The sequence below is a fragment of the Ensifer sp. D2-11 genome (genome assembly GCF_054161295.1).
The window spans coordinates 1,437,786-1,455,617 of the sequence record NZ_CP096433.1 but is presented as its reverse complement, the minus strand read 5'-3'; the positions used below and the strand labels follow the sequence as shown (position 1 = coordinate 1,455,617).

Below are 17,832 nucleotides of genomic sequence, written 5' to 3'. Positions count from 1 at the left end.
GTCTACTTCGTTTCGTGGCGAACCGGGTCGAAATCCGGGCGATAGGCAGCGATGCGGAAGAAGAGTTCCGTCGCATAACGCTCGGGCAGCGGTTTTTCTCCGGTGATCCAGCGGACGAGGTCGTTGTCCTCCTCCGCCATGATCGCTTCGAGTTCGTCGAGCTCCGCTTCGGACAAGGTGGCGAGCTCCGCCTCGGCGAACTGGCCGAGGATCAGGTCCATCTCCCGAATGCCGCGGTGCCACGCGCGGAAGAGAATCCTGCGCCGACGCGGGTCGAGATCGGCGCTCGTGCGCGAAATGCCGGTCATGGGATGTCCTTCCTGCTCTCCGCCGCTCTGCGGATCGAGATCATGGGCTCTATAAACGCTGGAAAGCAGGTTGTCAGCCTTGCCAAAGCCGGAATTATCGTCGCAATTTCATTGCTATGCGCCCTGCCCTGCTCGATCCGCTGTTTTCGCCCCTCGACACATTGCCCGGCATCGGCCCGAAGACCGGCGAACTTTACGCGCGCCTGCTCGGGCGCGAGACGGTTGAAGACTGCCGCGTCGTCGATCTCCTGTTCCATATCCCTCATTCGCTGATCGATCGTCGCCGCCAGCCCGGCATTGCCCATGCTCCAAACGGTGCGATCGTTACCATCACGGGCCGGGTAGACCGGCACCAGCCGGCTCCCAGTGGCAGATCGAACGTGCCCTATCGCGTCTTTCTCCACGACGAGACCGGCGAACTGGCGCTCACCTTCTTCCGCGTCAGGGGCAACTGGCTCGAGAAGGCGCTGCCCATCGATGAGACGGTGATCGTCAGCGGCAAGGTGGACTGGTTCAACGGGCGGGCTTCCATGGTCCACCCGGACTACATGGTCCGTGCGGCCGAATCGGAGAACATGCCGCTTGTCGAGCCCGTCTACGGGCTGACGGCAGGCCTGACCTCGAGGCCCCTTCGCAAGTCGATCGAGGCGGCAGTGGCACGCGTCCCGGACCTGCCGGAGTGGCTGGATGAGGCACTTCTGCGCCAACAGGGCTTCAAGAGCGCCAAAGAAAGCTTCCAGCGCCTGCACGAACCGCGGGACGAAACCGATATCGATGCGCAGGCGCCGGCGCGCCGCCGGATCGCCTATGACGAGTTCCTGGCGGGGCAGCTTTCGCTCTCCCTCGTTCGCCAGCGATTGCGCAAGGTCGCCGGTACGCCGATTCATCCGACCGGCCGGTTGAGCGGTCCGGTGATCGCAGCCCTGCCCTTCTCCTTGACGAACAGCCAGTCGGCGGCCGTCGACGAGATCCTTGCCGACATGTCCGGAGCCGACCGCATGCTGCGGCTGCTGCAGGGGGACGTCGGCTCCGGCAAGACGGCCGTGGCCTTGATGGCGATGCTGGCGGCGGTGGAATCCGGCGGCCAGGCTGTGCTGATGGCGCCGACGGAAATTCTCGCGCGGCAGCACCACGCCACGCTTTCGAGGATGGCCGCGCCGGCGGGCATCACGATCGATATCCTGACCGGCAGGACGAAGGGCAAGGAACGGGACGCGATACTGGAACGCATTGCCTCCGGCGAGACGCAGCTGGTCATCGGCACGCACGCACTCTTCCAGGACGCTGTGATCTATCGCCAACTCGTCCTCGCCGTGGTCGACGAGCAGCATCGTTTCGGCGTGCATCAGAGGCTGCGGCTGACGGCCAAGGGTATCTCGCCGCACATGCTCGTGATGACCGCGACGCCGATTCCGAGAACACTCGTGCTCGCCGCCTTCGGCGACATGGACGTGTCGAAGCTCACGGAGAAGCCGGCGGGGCGCAAACCGATCCAGACCGTCACGATTCCGAACGAACGGACGGACGAGATCGTGGAGAGGCTCGACGCAGCGCTCCGGCAGGGCAAGAAGGCCTATTGGATCTGCCCGCTCGTCGAGGAATCCGAGGAGACCGACGCCATGTCCGCCGATGAGCGCTATCAGAGCCTTGCTCGACGGTTCGGCAAGGATGTCGGCCTGGTGCACGGGCGCATGGCAGGACCGGAAAAAGACGCCGTCATGCTCGCCTTCAAGAACGGTGAAATCCGTTTGCTCGTGGCCACGACGGTCGTCGAGGTCGGCGTCGACGTGCCGGATGCCACGATCATGGTCATCGAGCACGCCGAACGCTTCGGCCTTGCGCAACTGCACCAGCTACGCGGCCGCGTGGGGCGCGGCGACGAAGCCTCGACCTGCATCCTTTTGTACAAGAGCCCACTCAGCGAAGCAGGGCGCGCGCGTCTTTCGGTCCTGCGTGAAAGCGAAGACGGGTTCCTGATCGCCGAGGAGGATCTGAAGCTGCGCGGCGAAGGCGAGCTTCTCGGTACGCGGCAGTCCGGCACGCCGGGTTTCCTCATCGCAAGCCTCGAGGCGCATGGCGACCTCCTGGAGATGGCGCGCAAGGATGCCGCCTATGTCATAGACAGGGATCCGGAACTGACGTCGGAACGCGGCCAGGCGCTCAGGACGCTGCTCTACCTCTTCCGGCGCGACGAGGCGATCCGGTTCCTGCGGGCCGGCTGATCATCCCCGGGACCTCAAACGCTCTCCTGCTGTTTGATCGCACGCGGGGGCGCATTGGCCAGCGGGTTGTAATCCGGCGCGACGAGGCCTCCGGAAATCAGCAGCTTCGCAGCATCCTCGGCGCTCATCTGCAGGGGAATGATCTTGTCGCGGGGCACGAAGAGCAGGAAGCCGGCGGTGGGGATCGGTGTCGGAGGCAGGAAGACCGTCACCATGTCCATGCCGCGCTCGTCGAACCTGGCAGCAATCTCGCCCTTCACGTCCGTGGCGATAAAGACCAGCGACCACAGCCCCGGACTTGGATATTCGATCAGCCCTGCCCTCTTGAAAGAGGACGACTGGTCCTGCAGCACGGTCTGGAAGATCTGCTTCAGCGACTTGTAGATGGAGCGGACGAGCGGCGTCCGGTTGAGGAGCGACTCGCCGAAATTGATGATCGAGCGTCCGACGAGGTTCGCGGTCAGGAAACCGACCAGGGTGATGACCACCACGGCGACGAGCAGCCCGAAACCCGGGATCGCGATCGGCAGATAATTATCGGGGTTATAGAAGCTCGGCAGGTACGGTTTCACCCAACCGTCGGCCCACTCGATGAAGGAGCGGACCAGCCACACCGTAATCGCCAGGGGCGCGCAGATGATAAGCCCGGTAAGAAAGTAGTTGCGCAGCCGGGCCGCGATGATGCCGCTTTTGGAACTTTCCGTCATGCCGTTGCCATCGATCCGTCAGTCCGCTCCGAAGGCGGGATGATAAGTGACGGTGCCGGAAACCAGCCCTCCCGACAAGGGTAAAGCCATGAAATATTGCGGCGCACAACCCGGAAAAACAAGAGCAGGCTCGTTGCGGAACCCGAATCTCTCATAGAAGGCCGGATTGCCCGCCAGGACGCAGCCTGAAGCCCCTGCCTTGCGCAGCATGTCGAGCCCGCGGCGCACAAGTGCGCTCCCCGTGCCGCGTCCTTGCCGGTCCGGCCGCACCGACACGGGACCGAGCCCGTACCAGCCGACCGCGAACGGGGTGATCGTGACAGGCGAAAAAGCGATGTGGCCGATCAACTCACCCTCTTCCTCGGCAACGAGGGACAGCGTCATCGCGTCCTCGGAGCGCAGCCGGTCGATGATCCGGGCCTCCGTCTGGTCGCTATAGGGTTGGCCGGCGAAAGCCGCCTCGGTAATCTGCCGGATCGCATCGGCATCGGCCGCAGTTTCCGGTCGGATGATCATTCGACCGTCACCGATTTGGCGAGGTTGCGCGGCTGGTCCACGTCGGTCCCCATGAAGACGGCGGTATGGTAGGCGAGAAGCTGGACCGGCAATGAGAAGATCATCGGCGCGATGATCTCGTCGACCTCCGGCAGCACGATCGTGTGCATCGTATCGAGCTTCGACGCGGCTGCACCTTTCTCGTCGGTTATCAGGATGATACGGCCGCCGCGTGCGGCCACCTCCTGCATGTTCGATACCGTCTTGTCGAAGAAGCGGTCATGCGGCGCGATGACGATGACGGGCATGTTTTCGTCGATCAGGGCGATCGGTCCGTGCTTCAGTTCGCCCGCGGCGTAACCTTCGGCGTGGATATACGAAATCTCCTTGAGCTTCAGCGCCCCTTCCATTGCCAGCGGGAAACTGGTGCCGCGGCCGAGATAAAGGACGTCGTGGCATTTGGACAGTTCGCGCGACAGACTCTCGATCTTCGGCTGGATGCTGTTCAGCACCTGGCCCATGATGCGCGGCATTTCGGCAAGGCTCTTTACGAGCGCTTGCTCCTCTTCGTCGCTGATCGTTCCGCGGGCCTTGCCCGCCCCGACCGCAAGTGCGGCCAAGACGGCAAGCTGGCAGGTGAATGCTTTAGTCGAGGCGACGCCGATCTCAGGGCCCGCAAGAATCGGAAAGACCGCATCGGATTCCCGTGCGATGGTCGACTCGCGGGCATTGACCACCGCGCCGATCTTGAGGCCGTGCTCCTTGCAATATCTCAGCGAGGCCAGTGTGTCGGCGGTCTCGCCCGACTGCGAGATGAAAAGAGCCGCCGACTGCGGCGACAGCGGTATCTCGCGGTAGCGGAATTCGGACGCAACGTCGATTTCGACCGGCAGGCGGGCATAGCGCTCGAACCAATATTTGCCGATCAGGCCGGCGAGATAAGCTGTGCCGCAGGCAGAGATCGCCAGGCTCGGGACTTTGCCGAAATCGATGGCGTCGGAAATCGGAACGACACGGTTTTCTATGAAATTCACATAATGCCCGAGAGCATGGGCGATGACCTCCGGCTGCTCATAGATCTCCTTCTCCATGAAATGGCGATGGTTGCCCTTGTCCACCAGAAAGGCAGCAGCCGTCGAAATCTGGCGCGGACGTTCGACGACATTGCCGTCGAAATCGAAGATATGGACGCCGGTCTTGCCGATGACGGCCCAGTCACCATCGATGAGATAGGTGATTTCATTGGTGAAGGGAGCAAGCGCGATCGCGTCCGAACCCAGGAACATCTCGCCGTTGCCGTGGCCGATCGCCAGCGGCGGCCCGTTGCGTGCCGCCATGATGGTCGACGGATCGTCCTCGAAGAGAACGGCCAGTGCGTAGGCGCCCTTGACGCGCTTCAGCATGGCATGCATCGCCTCGCGCCGCCCCAGTCCATCGCGCCGGTATTTCGCCAGAAGATGCGCGACGACCTCGGTGTCCGTCTCCGTCTGGAATTCCGCTCCTCCTGCCGCCAACTCGTCCTTGAGCTCGGCGAAATTCTCGATGATGCCGTTGTGAACCACGGCGACGCCTTCAGTGAAATGCGGGTGGGCGTTGCGTTCCGTGGGTGCTCCATGGGTTGCCCAGCGCGTGTGGGCGATGCCGATGGTGCCGGCCAGAGGCTCCTCTCTCAACCTGCTCTCGAGGTTGACCAGCTTGCCCTCGGCCCGCCGGCGCTGCAGCGTTCCCGCGTCGATCGTCGCGACGCCGGCCGAATCATAGCCGCGATACTCCAGGCGCTTCAATGCTTCGACCAGCCGCTCCGATACCGGCTGATTCCCCACGATGCCAACAATCCCGCACATATCCCTCTCCGCGTCTCTTCACGCCCTGCGGCGTATCAGCTCAAATGTAACGACCACTGCATGTTTCCCCGAATCGTACCGGCTCGAGGACAGGAATATGCAGCAAATCTAAAATGCTGCAGCGACCATTGCGCGTCCGACAAACGCGCGGCGCCGCAGGTGCCTGTTGAAAGCCTTGGTAGCGAAATTGCGCCGCGACGCAATCCGTTTCGATTTCACTTTCAGTTTCAATATTTAATGCATCTACTCCGCAGCCTTGGCCCGCTTCCTGGCTGCCTTTTCCGCCTCGTAGCGCTCGCGCAATATCGGCGCCCTGCCGGGCTTCACGTCCTGGCGCGCACGGCCGAAAGCGACCGCATCCGCCGGTACGTCTTCCGTGATCACACTTCCGGACGCCACGAGCGCCCCGTCGCCGATCGAAACCGGAGCGACGAGCGACGAATTGGACCCGACGAAGGCGTTCGCGCCGATGCGGGTGACATGCTTGTTCACGCCATCATAGTTGCAGGTAATGGTTCCAGCCCCGATATTGGATCCGGCGCCGACAACGGCGTCGCCGATATAGGTGAGGTGATTGACCTTTGCTCCGGCACCGATCTCCGCGTTCTTCACCTCGCAGAAATTGCCGACCTTCGACTTCGCTCCGAGGTCGGCACCCGGGCGCAGGCGCGCGAAAGGTCCGACCGTAGCGCCGGCACGGACGTGAGCGCCTTCCAGATGGGAGAAGGCGTGGATGACCGCACCGCTTTCCACCCGCACGGCGGGCCCGAAGACGACGTTCGGCTCCAGGAGAACGTCCTGGGCAAGTGCGGTGTCCCATGAGAGGAAGACGGTCTCGGGTGCGATCATCGACACGCCCGCCAGCATCAGTTCGTGACGACGGCGCTGCTGCCAGAGGCGCTCGATATAGGCAAGCTCGGCGCGGGTGTTGCAGCCGGTAAGTTCCTCCTCGGGCGCTTCGACAGCGATTGCACGGCCATCGAGGGAGCGCGCGATCTCGACGAGATCGGTCAGGTAGTATTCGCCTTTCGCATTGGCGTTGCCGATCCGGTCCAGGAGATCGAGCGCCTTGCGGCCGTCGATCGCCATCAGCCCGCCATTGCAATAGGTGATGCGGCGCTCCTCGTCGGAGGCGTCCCGGTGTTCACGGATGGCGACCAGCGCTCCATCCTTCACGATGAGACGCCCGTACCCGGTCGGATCCGCCGCCTGGAAGCCGATCACCACGACGTCGTTTCCGGCCGCAAGACCGTCGCGCGCTGCCTTCAGAGGTGCGGCGGTGATAAGCGGCGTGTCTCCGAAAACAACGAGAACGTCGTCATAGCCTTTCGCGATCGCTTCGCGGGCAGCAAGCACCGCGTGGGCGGTGCCAAGTCGCTCCTTCTGCAGAAAGGAGGTGACGGCCACTTCGTCGGTTGCCGCGGCGGCAGATACGGCGTCCGCATCGCGCCCGACGACCAGCGCCACATCCGAGATCGATGCACTCGCCAGGGCGTCGACGACATGGGCGATCATCGGCCGCCCCGCGACCGGATGCAGCACCTTCGACATGGCCGATTTCATCCGCGTGCTCTCGCCAGCTGCCAGGATGATCGCCAGGCAAGTCCGTTCCATACTCTGATCTCCTTGATACCCTCTCGGGACATTTCTCCGACGCGGCGTCTCGCGCCTCTGCCCGCGCGCTTTTGCGCGTTCCTATCAGCAACATATTGCGAGAACCATAATTCGCACAATCACGTCGCGTTAATCAGGTTCAAACCGTATGATATCAGCCCGGCGGCCGCAGGCGGCTTTCGGTGAGCAGGCCGCTCTCCTCCAGAATGGGATAGGCGACGGAGGCGATGTGCGCGTTGATGCGCTTCAGGTCCCGCAGCATATCGAGGTGCAGCGAACTGGTTTGCAGGCTTTCCAGAAGGCCATCGCGCAATCGCTCCAGGTGGCGCTCCGCGGAGCGTTTCTCCATATGCCGCACGTCCACCTTGACCTCGATGAGATGGCGCGCCAGGTCGGCATTGCGCGTGACGAAGATGGTCTGTGCGATGCGCAGATTGTCGATGGTGAGGTTGAAAAGGCCCTTCAGCTCCTGATAGCCATCCTCCGAGAACCGCAAGCCGCCCCTCACCTTCTTGGCGATCTGTTCACAGAGACCTTTTTCGATGATGTCGCCCATGTGCTCGAGATTGATGGCATAGTCGATGATCACGATCGAGCGGCGCCCGTCCTCCTCGTTCAGGCCATCGCGCCCCAGCCGCGAAAGGAAGATTTTCACCTCCTGCTGCAGGAGGTCGACCTGCCGTTCGATGTTCTCGATGTCGCCCAGTTCGTTGACGTCATTCTTGCTGAACGCTTCGGAGGCCCGCATCAGCATGACCTCGATCAGGTCGCCCACCCTCAGGACCTCTCGCGTGGCTCCGGAAAGGGCCATGACCGGTGTATCGAGCGCCGCCTCATCGAGGTAGCGCGGCCCGGTCTCCGCCGCTTCGTCGTCGGGGAAGAAGCGGTTCATGGTGCGGGCGAGCAACCCCGCGAACGGCCAGGCAACCATCGCCAGGAGCAGATTGAAAAGCAGGTGCACGTCGACGGGCAGGTTCTGGCGCGGCAGCGGCAGGCTCTGCAGGAAGTCGGCGCTGGCGCCAACCGCCGGAAGGGCGATGAGACAGCCGATGCCGCGCACCACGAGGTTGCCCAGCGTGACCCGGCGGGCGGCGGGCGGCGAGCCGAGCGTGGTGATGACCGGCGGGATTGCGCCACCGAGATTGGCACCGAGCACGAGAGCGACCGTCAATACGGGAGAAAGCACGCCCGCCGATGAGAGCGACAGCACCAGCATGACGACGGCGAGGCTGGACGATGACGCAAAGGCAAGACCGGCCGCAATGATCATCGCCACGGGCAAGGCGTTGTCGAGCATTCCGAGAAATGCTCCCAGAGCCTGGGATTGGCGCATCGGCTCGGTCGCCGTGCCGAGCAGCTCGAGCGACAAAAGCATCAGACCGATGCCCACGAGCGCATAGCCGGCGCCCTGGCGCGCGCTCGACCGGCTCAGACGGTGCGTGGCCACGCCTGCGAGGATGAGCAGCGGTGAGAGCCACCCGATGCCGAGTGCGACGATCCAGGCCGTCATCGCGGTGCCTACATTGGCGCCCAGCAGCACGATCTGCGCCATCTGCGAGCGGATCAGCCCCTTCTCGACGAAAGAGGCCGTCATGAGTGCCGTGGCCGTCGAACTCTGGAGCCCGAGCGTTGCGACGAGCCCCGTCACAAAAGCCCGGAAGGGACCGTTCGTTCCGCGCGCAAGAGCTGCCCGCAGCCGCGCGCCGAAGGCACGCGTCACCCCGTCCTTGACCAGCGAAAGGCCGAAGAGCAGCAGCGCCACTGCACCGAAGAGATTGACCATCACGATCGTGGACTGCATGGAGGTGATTTCCCGTAATGGCCGGCGGATCGAAAGTCCCGGTCGAGTATCGAAGAAACGATTCCCATCAGTTTGCCACAGCGGGACGCGCTTCCAACGCTTAATTTGCAGCTCGCATTAAGTTGCCGGCTAACAAATTCCGACATTGCCTTCGTCGTTAGCGCCTTTCGCAGCCTTTACTCTTGAATGCCCCGGGAGCCCTGAGGCGCGCGGCCATGGCGACGGGTTGGCAAGTTCAACTCCGCCGGCCGCAATTTGCGACGAACCGGCCTTCAATTCCTCTCTGGTTTGTTCTAAGGAACGAATTCATTCGGCGTAATGCCAGCGCATCCCAACGAGGTTTTCTGCCCCCATGCTCGACTCCCTGAGAAACGCTGCCCAGACGCGGGTCGTCAAAGGCCTGCTGGCCCTTCTCATCCTCTCATTCATGGTGTGGGGCGGTCAGACATTGATGGTGCCAAACACGCCCAACGCGGTGGTCACCGTCGGCGACGTCAAGGTGTCGGCGAGCGACTTTCGCCTGGCTTACGAACGGCAGGTCGCCCTGCTCTCGCGCCAGCTCGGTACGCCTTTGTCGCGCCAGCAGGCCCAAGCCTTCGGGGTCGAGAACCAGGTCTACGCCCAGCTCGTCGCGGGTGCTGCACTCGACCAGCTCGCTACCGACATGAATCTCGGTCTTTCGGAAGACAGGCTTGCGCGGCTGATCGGCGAAGACCCGGCCTTCCACGGCGCCAACGGGCAGTTCGACCGTCTGACATTTTCGAGCGTGCTGCGCAATGCCGGGCTGACCGAGCAGGATTACATCAACAACCGCAGCCAGGTCGCGGTTCGATCGCAGATCGTCGATGCGCTCACGGACGGTTACACGGCGCCCAAGGTACTCGTCGACGCCATTGGCAAGTACCGCCACGAGACGCGCACGATCGACTATCTTCTGCTCTCCAACGCAAATATCGACGCGGTCAAAACGCCGGGCGACGACGTGCTCGCGCCTTGGTTCGAAAGCCGCAAGGCGAACTATCGCGCTCCGGAATACCGCAAGATCAGCTACATCAAGCTGGAGCCCGAGGACCTGGCCGCACCGGACGCCGTGACCGAGGAAGAGCTTCGCGCCGATTATGAGAAGCGCAAGGAGAGCTACCGCACGCCGGCAACCAGAACGGTCGAGCAGCTCACCTTCCCGTCGCGCGAGGCCGCCGACGCCGCGGCCGCCAAGCTTGCCGCCGGCACCTCCTTCGACGATCTGGTCAAGGCCGAGGGCAAGACGTCGGCAGATGTACTCCTCGGCGACTTCACCAAGGAGCGCATGCCAGACGCAAAGATTGCCGACGCAGCCTTTGCCGTTGCCCAGGATGGCGGCACCACGCCCGTCGTCGAAGGTGCATTCGGCCCGGTCATCCTGCGCGTAACCAACATCCGGCCCGATGCCGTTCGCAGCTTTGACGAAGTCAAGGAAGAATTGCGCAAGGAAATCGCCCTCGACGCCGCGCGCGAGCAGCTCGTCGGTCTTCATGACAAGATCGAAGACGAACGCGCCGGCGGCGTGTCCGTCAAGGAGATCGCCGAACAGCTGAAGCTCAAGCTCGTCACGGTCGACGCCGTCGACGCTTCCGGCAAGGATCAAAACGGCGACGACGTGAAGGATCTTCCGGAACCGCGCGCCCTTCTCCAGGAAGTCTTCAAGGCCGATGTCGGAACGGATACGCTTGCCGTCAATATCGGGCGGGACGGCTCCGCATGGTTCGACGTCGAGGAGATCATTCCGGCCCGGGACCGCACGCTTGACGAAGTTCGCGACGAAGTGGCCGCCGACTGGACCGCGGAACAGCAGCGCGCGGCACTGGCCGCCAAGGCCAAGGAACTCAAGGAACGTATCGAAAAGGGCGCCAAGCTCGCCGATATCGCAAGCGAACTTGGCCTTGTCGTCGAGACCAAGACCGGGCTGACCCGCGCGACCAACGATGCGACCCTGAGCCCTGCCGCGGTGATCGCGGCCTTCGGCGGTCCGAACGGCCACGTCGCCAACGCCCCGGGGATCGGCGGCGACGGCCAGGTGCTCATGCAGGTTACGGCGGTCGAAGAGAAAGCGCCTGCCGACGCCCTCGACAACGACAGCAGCCAAATCGAAGCGATTGCGCGCGCGAGCGGTGACGACATCCTGGATCAGATGGTCTCCACATTGCAAACTGCCTATGGCGTTTCGATCAACCAGTCGCTTGCCGAAACGGCACTGGCGCAACGGTGACGACGGAGAAGCGAACTCATGAGTGATTTGAAGCCGTTCGTCGCCAAGGTCGCAGCGCGCGAGGCACTGAGTCGCGAAGATGCGCGCGCGGCCTTCGAGATCATCATGTCCGGAGCCGCCACGCCATCGCAGATCGGCGGTTTTCTGATGGCGCTTCGGGTGCGCGGCGAAACGGTCGACGAGATCGTGGGTGCGGTCGGCGCGATGCGCGCACGCATGTTGCCCGTTGAAGCGCCCGACGGTGCGATCGACATCGTCGGCACCGGCGGCGACGGTGCCGGTACCTACAACATTTCGACGCTGGCCGCGCTGATTGTCGCGGGTGCCGGTGTACCGGTCGCCAAGCATGGCAACCGTGCGCTCAGCTCGAAGTCCGGAACGGCCGATGCGCTCTCGTGCCTCGGGGTCAATCTCGATATCGGGCCTGCGGTGATCTCGCGCTGCATTGCCGAGGCCGGTCTCGGCTTCATGTTCGCCCAGCAGCACCATTCGGCCATGCGCCACGTCGGTCCGACGCGGGTGGAACTCGGAACGAGGACCATCTTCAATCTGCTCGGCCCCCTCGCCAACCCTGCCGGCGTCAGGCAGCAGCTCGTCGGTGTCTACGCGCCGCAATGGGTCGACCCGCTCGCGGAAGTGCTCCGCGATCTGGGTTCGGAAAGCGTCTGGGTCGTGCATGGCGAAGGGCTCGACGAGATTACCACGACCGGCGTGACCAAAGTGGCCGCGCTCAAGGACGGCACGATCACCAACTTCGAGCTGACGCCGGCCGATTTCGGCCTCGAACGGGTGTCGCTCGATGCCTTGAAGGGCGGAGACGGAGCCCATAATGCCGCTGCGTTGCAGGCCGTTCTCGACGGTGCGGAAAACGCCTACCGGGACATTTCCCTTGCGAATGCCGCCGCTTCGTTGATGATAGCAGGGCGCGCCGGCGACCTGTCCGAAGGCATGGCGCTGGCCCGGCAATCGCTTTCGAGCGGCGGCGCCAAGGTCGCCTTGCAGCGGTTGATCACCGTCTCGAACGCGGCTTGAGGAGAAGACATGACGGATATCCTGCGCCGCATCGAAGCCTATAAGCGAGAGGAGATCGCCGCCGCCAAAGCGCGCGTTCCGCTCGAAGAGTTGAAAGCACGGGCCGCCGATCAGTCGGCGCCGCGCGGTTTCCACGCCGCGCTTGCGGCCCGGAGGGACAAAGGCGAGTTCGGGTTGATCGCCGAAATCAAGAAGGCGAGCCCCTCGAAGGGTTTGATCCGCCCGGATTTCGATCCTCCGGGACTGGCGAAGGCCTATGCCGCGGGCGGCGCTGCCTGCCTCTCCGTCCTTACCGACGCGCCGAGCTTCCAGGGCGCGCCGGAGTTCCTGACGAAGGCACGCGAGGCCTGCCCGCTCCCGGCTCTGCGCAAGGACTTCATGTTCGACACCTATCAGGTTTTCGAAGCGCGCGCCTGGGGCGCCGATTGCATTCTGCTGATCATGGCCTCGCTTGGCGACAATGATGCGCGCCGGCTGGAAGAAGCCGCATTTGCACTCGGCATGGATGTCCTCGTCGAAGTACACGACGCGGAAGAGATGGAACGAGCACTTCGCCTGTCATCTCCGCTCGTCGGGATCAACAACCGCAATCTCAGGACGTTCGAGGTCGATCTCGCCGTCTCCGAAAGGCTCGCGGCAATGGTTTCCGCAGACCGTCTCCTGGTCGGCGAAAGCGGCGTATTCACGCACGAAGACTGCCGGCGCCTAGAGAAGAGCGGGATTACCACCTTCCTGGTAGGTGAAAGCCTGATGAGGAAGGACGACGTAGAGGCGGCGACGCGTGCGCTGCTGACCGGCTCGGCAAGCATCATGGCGGCAGAGTGATGAGCGGGCCGGCCCTCACCCATATCGACAGCGCCGGCGAAGCCAGCATGGTCGATGTCGGCGACAAGGCCGAGACGGTCCGTGTCGCTGTCGCGGAGGGCTTCGTCAGGATGAAGCCGGAGACGCTGGCTCTGATTCGCCAAGGCAATGCCAAGAAGGGCGACGTTATCGCGACCGCACGGCTCGCAGGCATCATGGCCGCCAAGCAGACATCCAGCCTCATTCCGCTCTGCCATCCCTTGATGCTGACGAAAGTGTCCGTCGATATCACGCCGGATGACGCCCTTCCCGGTTTGCGCGTCGAGGCAATGGCGAAGCTGACCGGACGGACGGGTGTCGAGATGGAGGCGTTGACTGCCGTCAGCGTCGCCTGCCTGACGATATACGACATGGCCAAGGCCGCTGACCGGGAAATGGAAATCGGCGGCGTGCGGCTGGTCAGCAAGTCGGGTGGGCGCTCCGGCGACTATCACCGCGCGGGAGAGATGCGCTGATGTCGCTTCTTTCGGTCGAGGAAGCACTACAGAGAATTTTGGCCAAGGCCAATCCGCTGCGACGGACGGAGCGCCTTGCGCTGCATGAATGCCTCGGACGGGTGCTTGCCGAGAACGTAGCGGCCAAGCTGACCCACCCACCATTCGACAATTCCGCGATGGATGGTTATGCCGTCCGCCACGAGGATATCGCCGAAGTCGGAGCGGAGCTCTCCGTTGTCGGCGAGTCCGCCGCAGGACGCCGTTTTCGCGGCGGCGTGAAGGGCGGGGAGGCCGTACGCATCTTCACCGGCGCGCCGGTACCTGCAGGCGCCGATACCGTCATCATTCAGGAAGACACGGAAAAACTGCCGGACGGCCGCATCCGCACCCTGTTTGCGCCGGCAAAGGGCCGCCACATCCGTTTGGCGGGCCAGGATTTCCTGGCGGGTGACGTCGCGCTTTCCGCCGGCAGCGCACTCGACGCCGGCCGCCTGACGCTCGCGGCCGGCATGAATCATCGGGACCTGCCGGTTTTCGCGCGACCGAAAATCGCAATCATCGCCACGGGCGACGAATTGTTGCCGCCGGGAAGTTTCCTTGGCCCCGACCAGATCATCGCTTCGAACAGTTTCGGGATCGCTGCGGTTGCCCGCGACAATGGGGCCGAAGTTGTTGATCTCGGCATCGTCGGCGACGATCGGACGGCGATCGCCGGCGCCGTCGCCAAGGCGCAGGCAGCCCAGGTGGACGTGCTCGTCACCCTCGGAGGAGCCTCGGTCGGCGATCACGATCTCGTCCAGTCGACGCTTCTCGGCTGCGGCATGACGCTTGATTTCTGGCGCATCGCCATGCGACCGGGAAAACCGCTGATGGTCGGCGATCTCGACGGCGTCACGGTGCTCGGCCTTCCGGGAAACCCCGTTTCGAGCCTCGTCTGCGCCCTGCTCTTCCTCGAACCTCTGACGCGCAAGCTTGCGCATCTGCCGCCCCGTTCGAGACTGGTCGATGCACGGCTCGCCGCAACGCTGCCGGCCAATGACCGGCGCCAGGATTATATACGTGCCCGCCTCACGCTCGAGGCGGACGGTACGCTCGTAGCACATCCCTTCCCGCGCCAGGATTCGTCCATGGTCAGCATTTTCGCGCAGTCCGACGGGCTGATCGTGCGGCGACCGGGGGCTCCCGAAGCCGCGAGCGGAGAGGCATGCAGCGTTTTCAGGCTCAGAGAGCCCGCCTGACTTGACGTCGCGGTGGCGGATGAAAACGATCAGCGATCTTCCCGCGCCGCTTTCCGAAACAACGAAGCCGATGCGAGCCAGAGCATTGCGAACAAGGCATTGACGGCAAGGATCTCCAGCGGCGGACTTGCCGGGTAACCCATTCCTGCGGCCACCGCGACCGCGGCGACCAGCGCCTGCGCGAGCGCCGTTGCGAAGAAAGCACGTGCCATTCCGGCCGGCCGGAACCGCGCAATGACGGCGCTGATGATGCCGACCGCCAGCACGCCGCCATAGAGGAGATTGGCGGGGTCATCCTCGGTCCCGACGATGCCGACGGCGAGATTCACCCACGTCAGGAGGAATGCTGTCGCGAGCGCAAGGCCGATGGCGGCGCGGTATGCGCTGCTGGCCGAGAACCTCGCTGACAACTCGTAGACGCCGCCTGCGGAGATCAGCATGGCTGCGAAGATAGCGAAATCGGCGACATCCCAGGCCACTTCCTCCGTGACTTGCATCGCCAGCAAGGGCAGCAGCATAAGCGCTGCGGCCGCGCCCCACGCCGCTCTCCTCCAGAGTCTCCCGCGTCCGTTACGATTCTCCGCCTTCGCTGCCATCTGCATCGCCTGCGCGCATCCATCCTGGACTACTTCCAGGCGGATCACGGTGATTTTAGGTCGGATCGGCCTGAAATCATGAATGTGATCGATTCTGATGAGTTGAGAGGCGGAATGTCGCGGAAACCCGCGTCATGAGAGTGCCTCACCGGCCCGGCTGACGAGGATCTTGTCGATGCGTCGGCCGTCCATGTCGATCACCTCGAAGCGATAGCCGTGCGCCTGGGCGGTGTCGCCCTCCTCCGGAGTCTTGCGCAACTGCTGCACCAGGAAGCCGGCAATGGTTTCGAAATCGCCGTCCGCGTCGATTCCATCGATGCCGATCTGGAGGTGGATTTCATCGATCGGCGTCCGTCCGTCTACGAGATAGCTGCCATCGTCGCGCTGGCGAATGAGGGCGTGCTCGGAATTATCATAATTCGAAGGGATGACGCCGACGATGGCCTCAAGGATGTCGGCGGTGGTGATGATCCCCTCCGTGCTCCCGTACTCGTCGACGATCATCGCCATATTGATACTGGACGACTTGAAGGCTTCGAGCGCCTTCAGACAGGAGGCCGTCTCCGGCAGGGTAAGAATTTCGCGGACATAATCGCGGATGTTGAAAGGCGCGGCCGGCGCAACATTCAATATCTCCTTGGCAAGGACCGCGCCGATGACATCACCCGATGGGCCGTCGATCACCGGATATCGCGAGTGGCCGAACTGCCGGATCTTCTGCCCGATCGTCTCCAGGCTGTCGTGAACGTCGATGAAACTGACCTCTGTGCGGTGTGTCATGATCGATTTGACGTTGCGGTCGCCGAGGCGGATGATTCGCCGCAGCATCTCGTGCTCGCTCTTCTCGATGGCGCCGCTTTCGACGCCTTCCGCCATGATGGCCTGCACTTCCTCTTCGGTGACCCGATCGGAATCTTCCGGCCTCATGCCCATGAGCCGCATCGCGATAGAGGCCGCCGTTTCGAAAATATAGACGACCGGCGCCACGATACGCGAAAGCAGCGCCATCGGACCGGCGACGAACATGGCCAGCCCTTCCGGATTTCTAAGCGCCAGCTGCTTGGGGATGAGCTCGCCGATGACCACCGACAGAAATGTAATCAGCGTGACGACCAGTGCGACCGCGATCGTGTCGCCGTAAGGGCTGATCCAGCCGATGTCGTTCAGGAACGGCGCAATCTTGGCAGCGATCGTCGCGCCGCCATAGGCGCCCGCGAGGATGCCGACAAGGGTGATGCCGACCTGTACCGTCGACAGGAACTTGCCCGGGTCCTCGGCGAGCTTGAGCGCGGCCTCCGCGCGCCGGTTGCCCTGCTTCACCATCTGACGAAGCAGCGGTTTGCTTGCCGAGACGATTGCCATTTCCGACAACGCGAAGAAAGCGTTGATCAAAAGCAGAAGGAAAATGACAAGAAGCTCGAACATAGTCTCCGGTTCACCGTTGAAAAAGGGGCGGCCTCGCGACTGCCCCCATCCCAGATAGGCTAAGCCGCAAGTTCGGGCAAGGTCACCTGCAGGATTTCACGGCAGGAGCTAAGGTGCGCGACGAGGTTCCGGTCAAGCCTTCGCCTTGCCTCCGCTCAGCGCCTGACGGATACGCGCACGCCCCACCTTGATCACGTGCTCCATCGCCAGGCGTGCAGCCGCCTCGTCCCTTTTGCCGATCGCCTCGACGATGCGGATATGGTTGCGCGCAACCTCGTCGATACCGCCTTTCTCGGCGGTCGGCGAACTGAGCTTGAAGACGCCCACAAGGGCTGCCTCGATCAAGCCGCCGACGGTACGCAGAAAGGGATTGCCGGACGCTTCGATGACGGAGAGATGAAACTTGAGGTCCGCTACGGCGAGACTCTCGGGGGTGTGATTCGCTTCGCCCATGGCGACGGCGAGCCGCATCATCCCCGCGATTTCCGCGTCCGATGCGTTTGTTGCCGCCAGTGCCGCGGCATGCGTCTCGAAGGCCAGCCGCACCTCGCTCAGATGATAGAGAAAATCCTCGTCGACGCCGCAGGCGAAGTGCCAGGTGAGAATGTCGCTGTCGAAGAGGTTCCACTCCTTGCGGGGCGTGACGCGTGTGCCGATCCGGGCGCGCGGTACGATCATGCCCTTGGCGGCAAGCGTCTTCATCGCTTCGCGCAGTACCGTCCGCGAGACGCGGAAACGCAGCGCCAATTCAGGATCTCCGGGGAGAATGCTGCCGACCGGGAACTCGCCCGAAACGATCGCCTTGCCGAGCTGATCCACGACCTGTGCATGGCTCGTCCGCTTCGGCGTGCCGGATATCACGGTCTCAAGCACGCTCTTCAACCAATCCTCCCCAGGAAACTCCTCATCGTCAGCGTGATTCTTGCCGGCGACGATCAACACTAGATCGAATAGACGATTCCTGAAAGGCCTGCAGAGAGCTGCAGGTAGGCCGGGTCGGACTA

Annotated in this window: 15 protein-coding genes; 6 read left to right on the top strand and 9 right to left on the bottom strand. The window is 63.3% G+C overall.

The window, feature by feature from the left end:
* Positions 1-2 precede the first annotated feature (2 nt).
* The gene (locus M1D34_RS06995; protein WP_015007549.1) at positions 3-308 is read right to left on the bottom strand and encodes an FAD assembly factor SdhE; all 306 of its coding nucleotides are present in this window, start codon (positions 306-308) and stop codon (positions 3-5) included.
* Positions 309-424: 116 nt separating this feature from the next.
* On the opposite strand from M1D34_RS06995, the gene recG reads away from it, so the two are divergent.
* The gene (recG, locus tag M1D34_RS06990) at positions 425-2,530 is read left to right on the top strand and encodes an ATP-dependent DNA helicase RecG (protein ID WP_498781335.1); all 2,106 of its coding nucleotides are present in this window, start codon (positions 425-427) and stop codon (positions 2,528-2,530) included.
* A gap of 14 nt (positions 2,531-2,544) precedes the next feature.
* Here the strand turns inward: recG and M1D34_RS06985 are convergent, their stop codons facing one another.
* The 5 genes from M1D34_RS06985 to M1D34_RS06965 all read right to left on the bottom strand — a co-directional run bounded on the left by M1D34_RS06985 (position 2,545) and on the right by M1D34_RS06965 (position 8,991).
* Positions 2,545-3,237: a DUF502 domain-containing protein gene (locus M1D34_RS06985; protein ID WP_003537698.1), complete on the bottom strand. Its 693-nt coding sequence runs from the start codon at positions 3,235-3,237 to the stop codon at positions 2,545-2,547.
* Between the two features lie 18 nt (positions 3,238-3,255).
* On the bottom strand, positions 3,256-3,753 hold the full coding sequence (locus M1D34_RS06980; protein ID WP_498781333.1) for a GNAT family N-acetyltransferase: 498 nt from the start codon (positions 3,751-3,753) through the stop codon (positions 3,256-3,258).
* The gene (glmS, locus tag M1D34_RS06975) at positions 3,750-5,576 is read right to left on the bottom strand and encodes a glutamine--fructose-6-phosphate transaminase (isomerizing) (RefSeq protein ID WP_498781331.1); all 1,827 of its coding nucleotides are present in this window, start codon (positions 5,574-5,576) and stop codon (positions 3,750-3,752) included. Before glmS ends, M1D34_RS06980 begins: the two co-directional genes overlap by 4 nt.
* Positions 5,577-5,819: 243 nt before the next feature.
* Positions 5,820-7,190: a bifunctional UDP-N-acetylglucosamine diphosphorylase/glucosamine-1-phosphate N-acetyltransferase GlmU gene (glmU, locus tag M1D34_RS06970; protein ID WP_127541937.1), complete on the bottom strand. Its 1,371-nt coding sequence runs from the start codon at positions 7,188-7,190 to the stop codon at positions 5,820-5,822.
* Positions 7,191-7,344: 154 nt separating this feature from the next.
* Positions 7,345-8,991 carry a Na/Pi cotransporter family protein gene (locus tag M1D34_RS06965; protein WP_028011612.1) on the bottom strand — a complete coding sequence of 549 codons (1,647 nt, stop codon included), beginning with the start codon at positions 8,989-8,991 and terminating at the stop codon, positions 7,345-7,347.
* A 352-nt stretch (positions 8,992-9,343) separates the two neighbouring features.
* On the opposite strand from M1D34_RS06965, the gene M1D34_RS06960 reads away from it, so the two are divergent.
* The 5 genes from M1D34_RS06960 to M1D34_RS06940 are packed head-to-tail and all read left to right on the top strand — an operon-like array spanning position 9,344 to position 14,807.
* Positions 9,344-11,236, top strand: a complete 1,893-nt coding sequence (locus M1D34_RS06960) for a peptidylprolyl isomerase (protein ID WP_127541938.1) — start codon at positions 9,344-9,346, stop codon at positions 11,234-11,236.
* An 18-nt stretch (positions 11,237-11,254) separates the two neighbouring features.
* Positions 11,255-12,268 (top strand): anthranilate phosphoribosyltransferase, encoded by a 1,014-nt coding sequence (trpD, locus tag M1D34_RS06955; RefSeq protein WP_003533254.1) that lies wholly within the window; start codon positions 11,255-11,257, stop codon positions 12,266-12,268.
* A gap of 9 nt (positions 12,269-12,277) precedes the next feature.
* Positions 12,278-13,093 carry an indole-3-glycerol phosphate synthase TrpC gene (gene trpC / locus M1D34_RS06950; RefSeq protein WP_127541939.1) on the top strand — a complete coding sequence of 272 codons (816 nt, stop codon included), beginning with the start codon at positions 12,278-12,280 and terminating at the stop codon, positions 13,091-13,093.
* A complete protein-coding gene (gene moaC / locus M1D34_RS06945; RefSeq protein ID WP_010969379.1) occupies positions 13,093-13,587 on the top strand; it encodes a cyclic pyranopterin monophosphate synthase MoaC in 495 nt (164 codons plus the stop codon). The genes trpC and moaC overlap by 1 nt, the downstream gene beginning before the upstream one ends.
* The gene (locus M1D34_RS06940) at positions 13,587-14,807 is read left to right on the top strand and encodes a molybdopterin molybdotransferase MoeA (protein WP_498781327.1); all 1,221 of its coding nucleotides are present in this window, start codon (positions 13,587-13,589) and stop codon (positions 14,805-14,807) included. Before moaC ends, M1D34_RS06940 begins: the two co-directional genes overlap by 1 nt.
* A 29-nt stretch (positions 14,808-14,836) precedes the next feature.
* Here M1D34_RS06940 and M1D34_RS06935 read toward each other — a convergent pair whose 3' ends face one another.
* The 3 genes from M1D34_RS06935 to M1D34_RS06925 form a co-directional block, all read right to left on the bottom strand.
* Complete coding sequence (locus M1D34_RS06935) at positions 14,837-15,409, bottom strand: hypothetical protein (protein WP_028011606.1); 573 nt, start codon at positions 15,407-15,409, stop codon at positions 14,837-14,839.
* A 126-nt stretch (positions 15,410-15,535) separates the two neighbouring features.
* Positions 15,536-16,828 (bottom strand): hemolysin family protein, encoded by a 1,293-nt coding sequence (locus M1D34_RS06930; RefSeq protein WP_003533234.1) that lies wholly within the window; start codon positions 16,826-16,828, stop codon positions 15,536-15,538.
* Between the two features lie 132 nt (positions 16,829-16,960).
* Positions 16,961-17,710, bottom strand: coding sequence for a FadR/GntR family transcriptional regulator (locus tag M1D34_RS06925; protein ID WP_498781324.1), 750 nt, complete (start codon positions 17,708-17,710; stop codon positions 16,961-16,963).
* Between the last annotated feature and the right edge of the window lie 122 nt (positions 17,711-17,832).

Bases quoted from the DNA above. Each gene is read 5' to 3' on its own strand.
- M1D34_RS06995 (WP_015007549.1), bottom strand. From the start codon at position 308: ATGACCGGCATTTCGCGCACGAGCGCCGATCTCGACCCGCGTCGGCGC.
- recG (WP_498781335.1), top strand. From the start codon at position 425: ATGCGCCCTGCCCTGCTCGATCCGCTGTTTTCGCCCCTCGACACATTG.
- M1D34_RS06985 (WP_003537698.1), bottom strand. From the start codon at position 3,237: ATGACGGAAAGTTCCAAAAGCGGCATCATCGCGGCCCGGCTGCGCAAC.
- M1D34_RS06980 (WP_498781333.1), bottom strand. From the start codon at position 3,753: ATGATCATCCGACCGGAAACTGCGGCCGATGCCGATGCGATCCGGCAG.
- glmS (WP_498781331.1), bottom strand. From the start codon at position 5,576: ATGTGCGGGATTGTTGGCATCGTGGGGAATCAGCCGGTATCGGAGCGG.
- glmU (WP_127541937.1), bottom strand. From the start codon at position 7,190: ATGGAACGGACTTGCCTGGCGATCATCCTGGCAGCTGGCGAGAGCACG.
- M1D34_RS06965 (WP_028011612.1), bottom strand. From the start codon at position 8,991: ATGCAGTCCACGATCGTGATGGTCAATCTCTTCGGTGCAGTGGCGCTG.
- M1D34_RS06960 (WP_127541938.1), top strand. From the start codon at position 9,344: ATGCTCGACTCCCTGAGAAACGCTGCCCAGACGCGGGTCGTCAAAGGC.
- trpD (WP_003533254.1), top strand. From the start codon at position 11,255: ATGAGTGATTTGAAGCCGTTCGTCGCCAAGGTCGCAGCGCGCGAGGCA.
- trpC (WP_127541939.1), top strand. From the start codon at position 12,278: ATGACGGATATCCTGCGCCGCATCGAAGCCTATAAGCGAGAGGAGATC.
- moaC (WP_010969379.1), top strand. From the start codon at position 13,093: ATGAGCGGGCCGGCCCTCACCCATATCGACAGCGCCGGCGAAGCCAGC.
- M1D34_RS06940 (WP_498781327.1), top strand. From the start codon at position 13,587: ATGTCGCTTCTTTCGGTCGAGGAAGCACTACAGAGAATTTTGGCCAAG.
- M1D34_RS06935 (WP_028011606.1), bottom strand. From the start codon at position 15,409: ATGCAGATGGCAGCGAAGGCGGAGAATCGTAACGGACGCGGGAGACTC.
- M1D34_RS06930 (WP_003533234.1), bottom strand. From the start codon at position 16,828: ATGTTCGAGCTTCTTGTCATTTTCCTTCTGCTTTTGATCAACGCTTTC.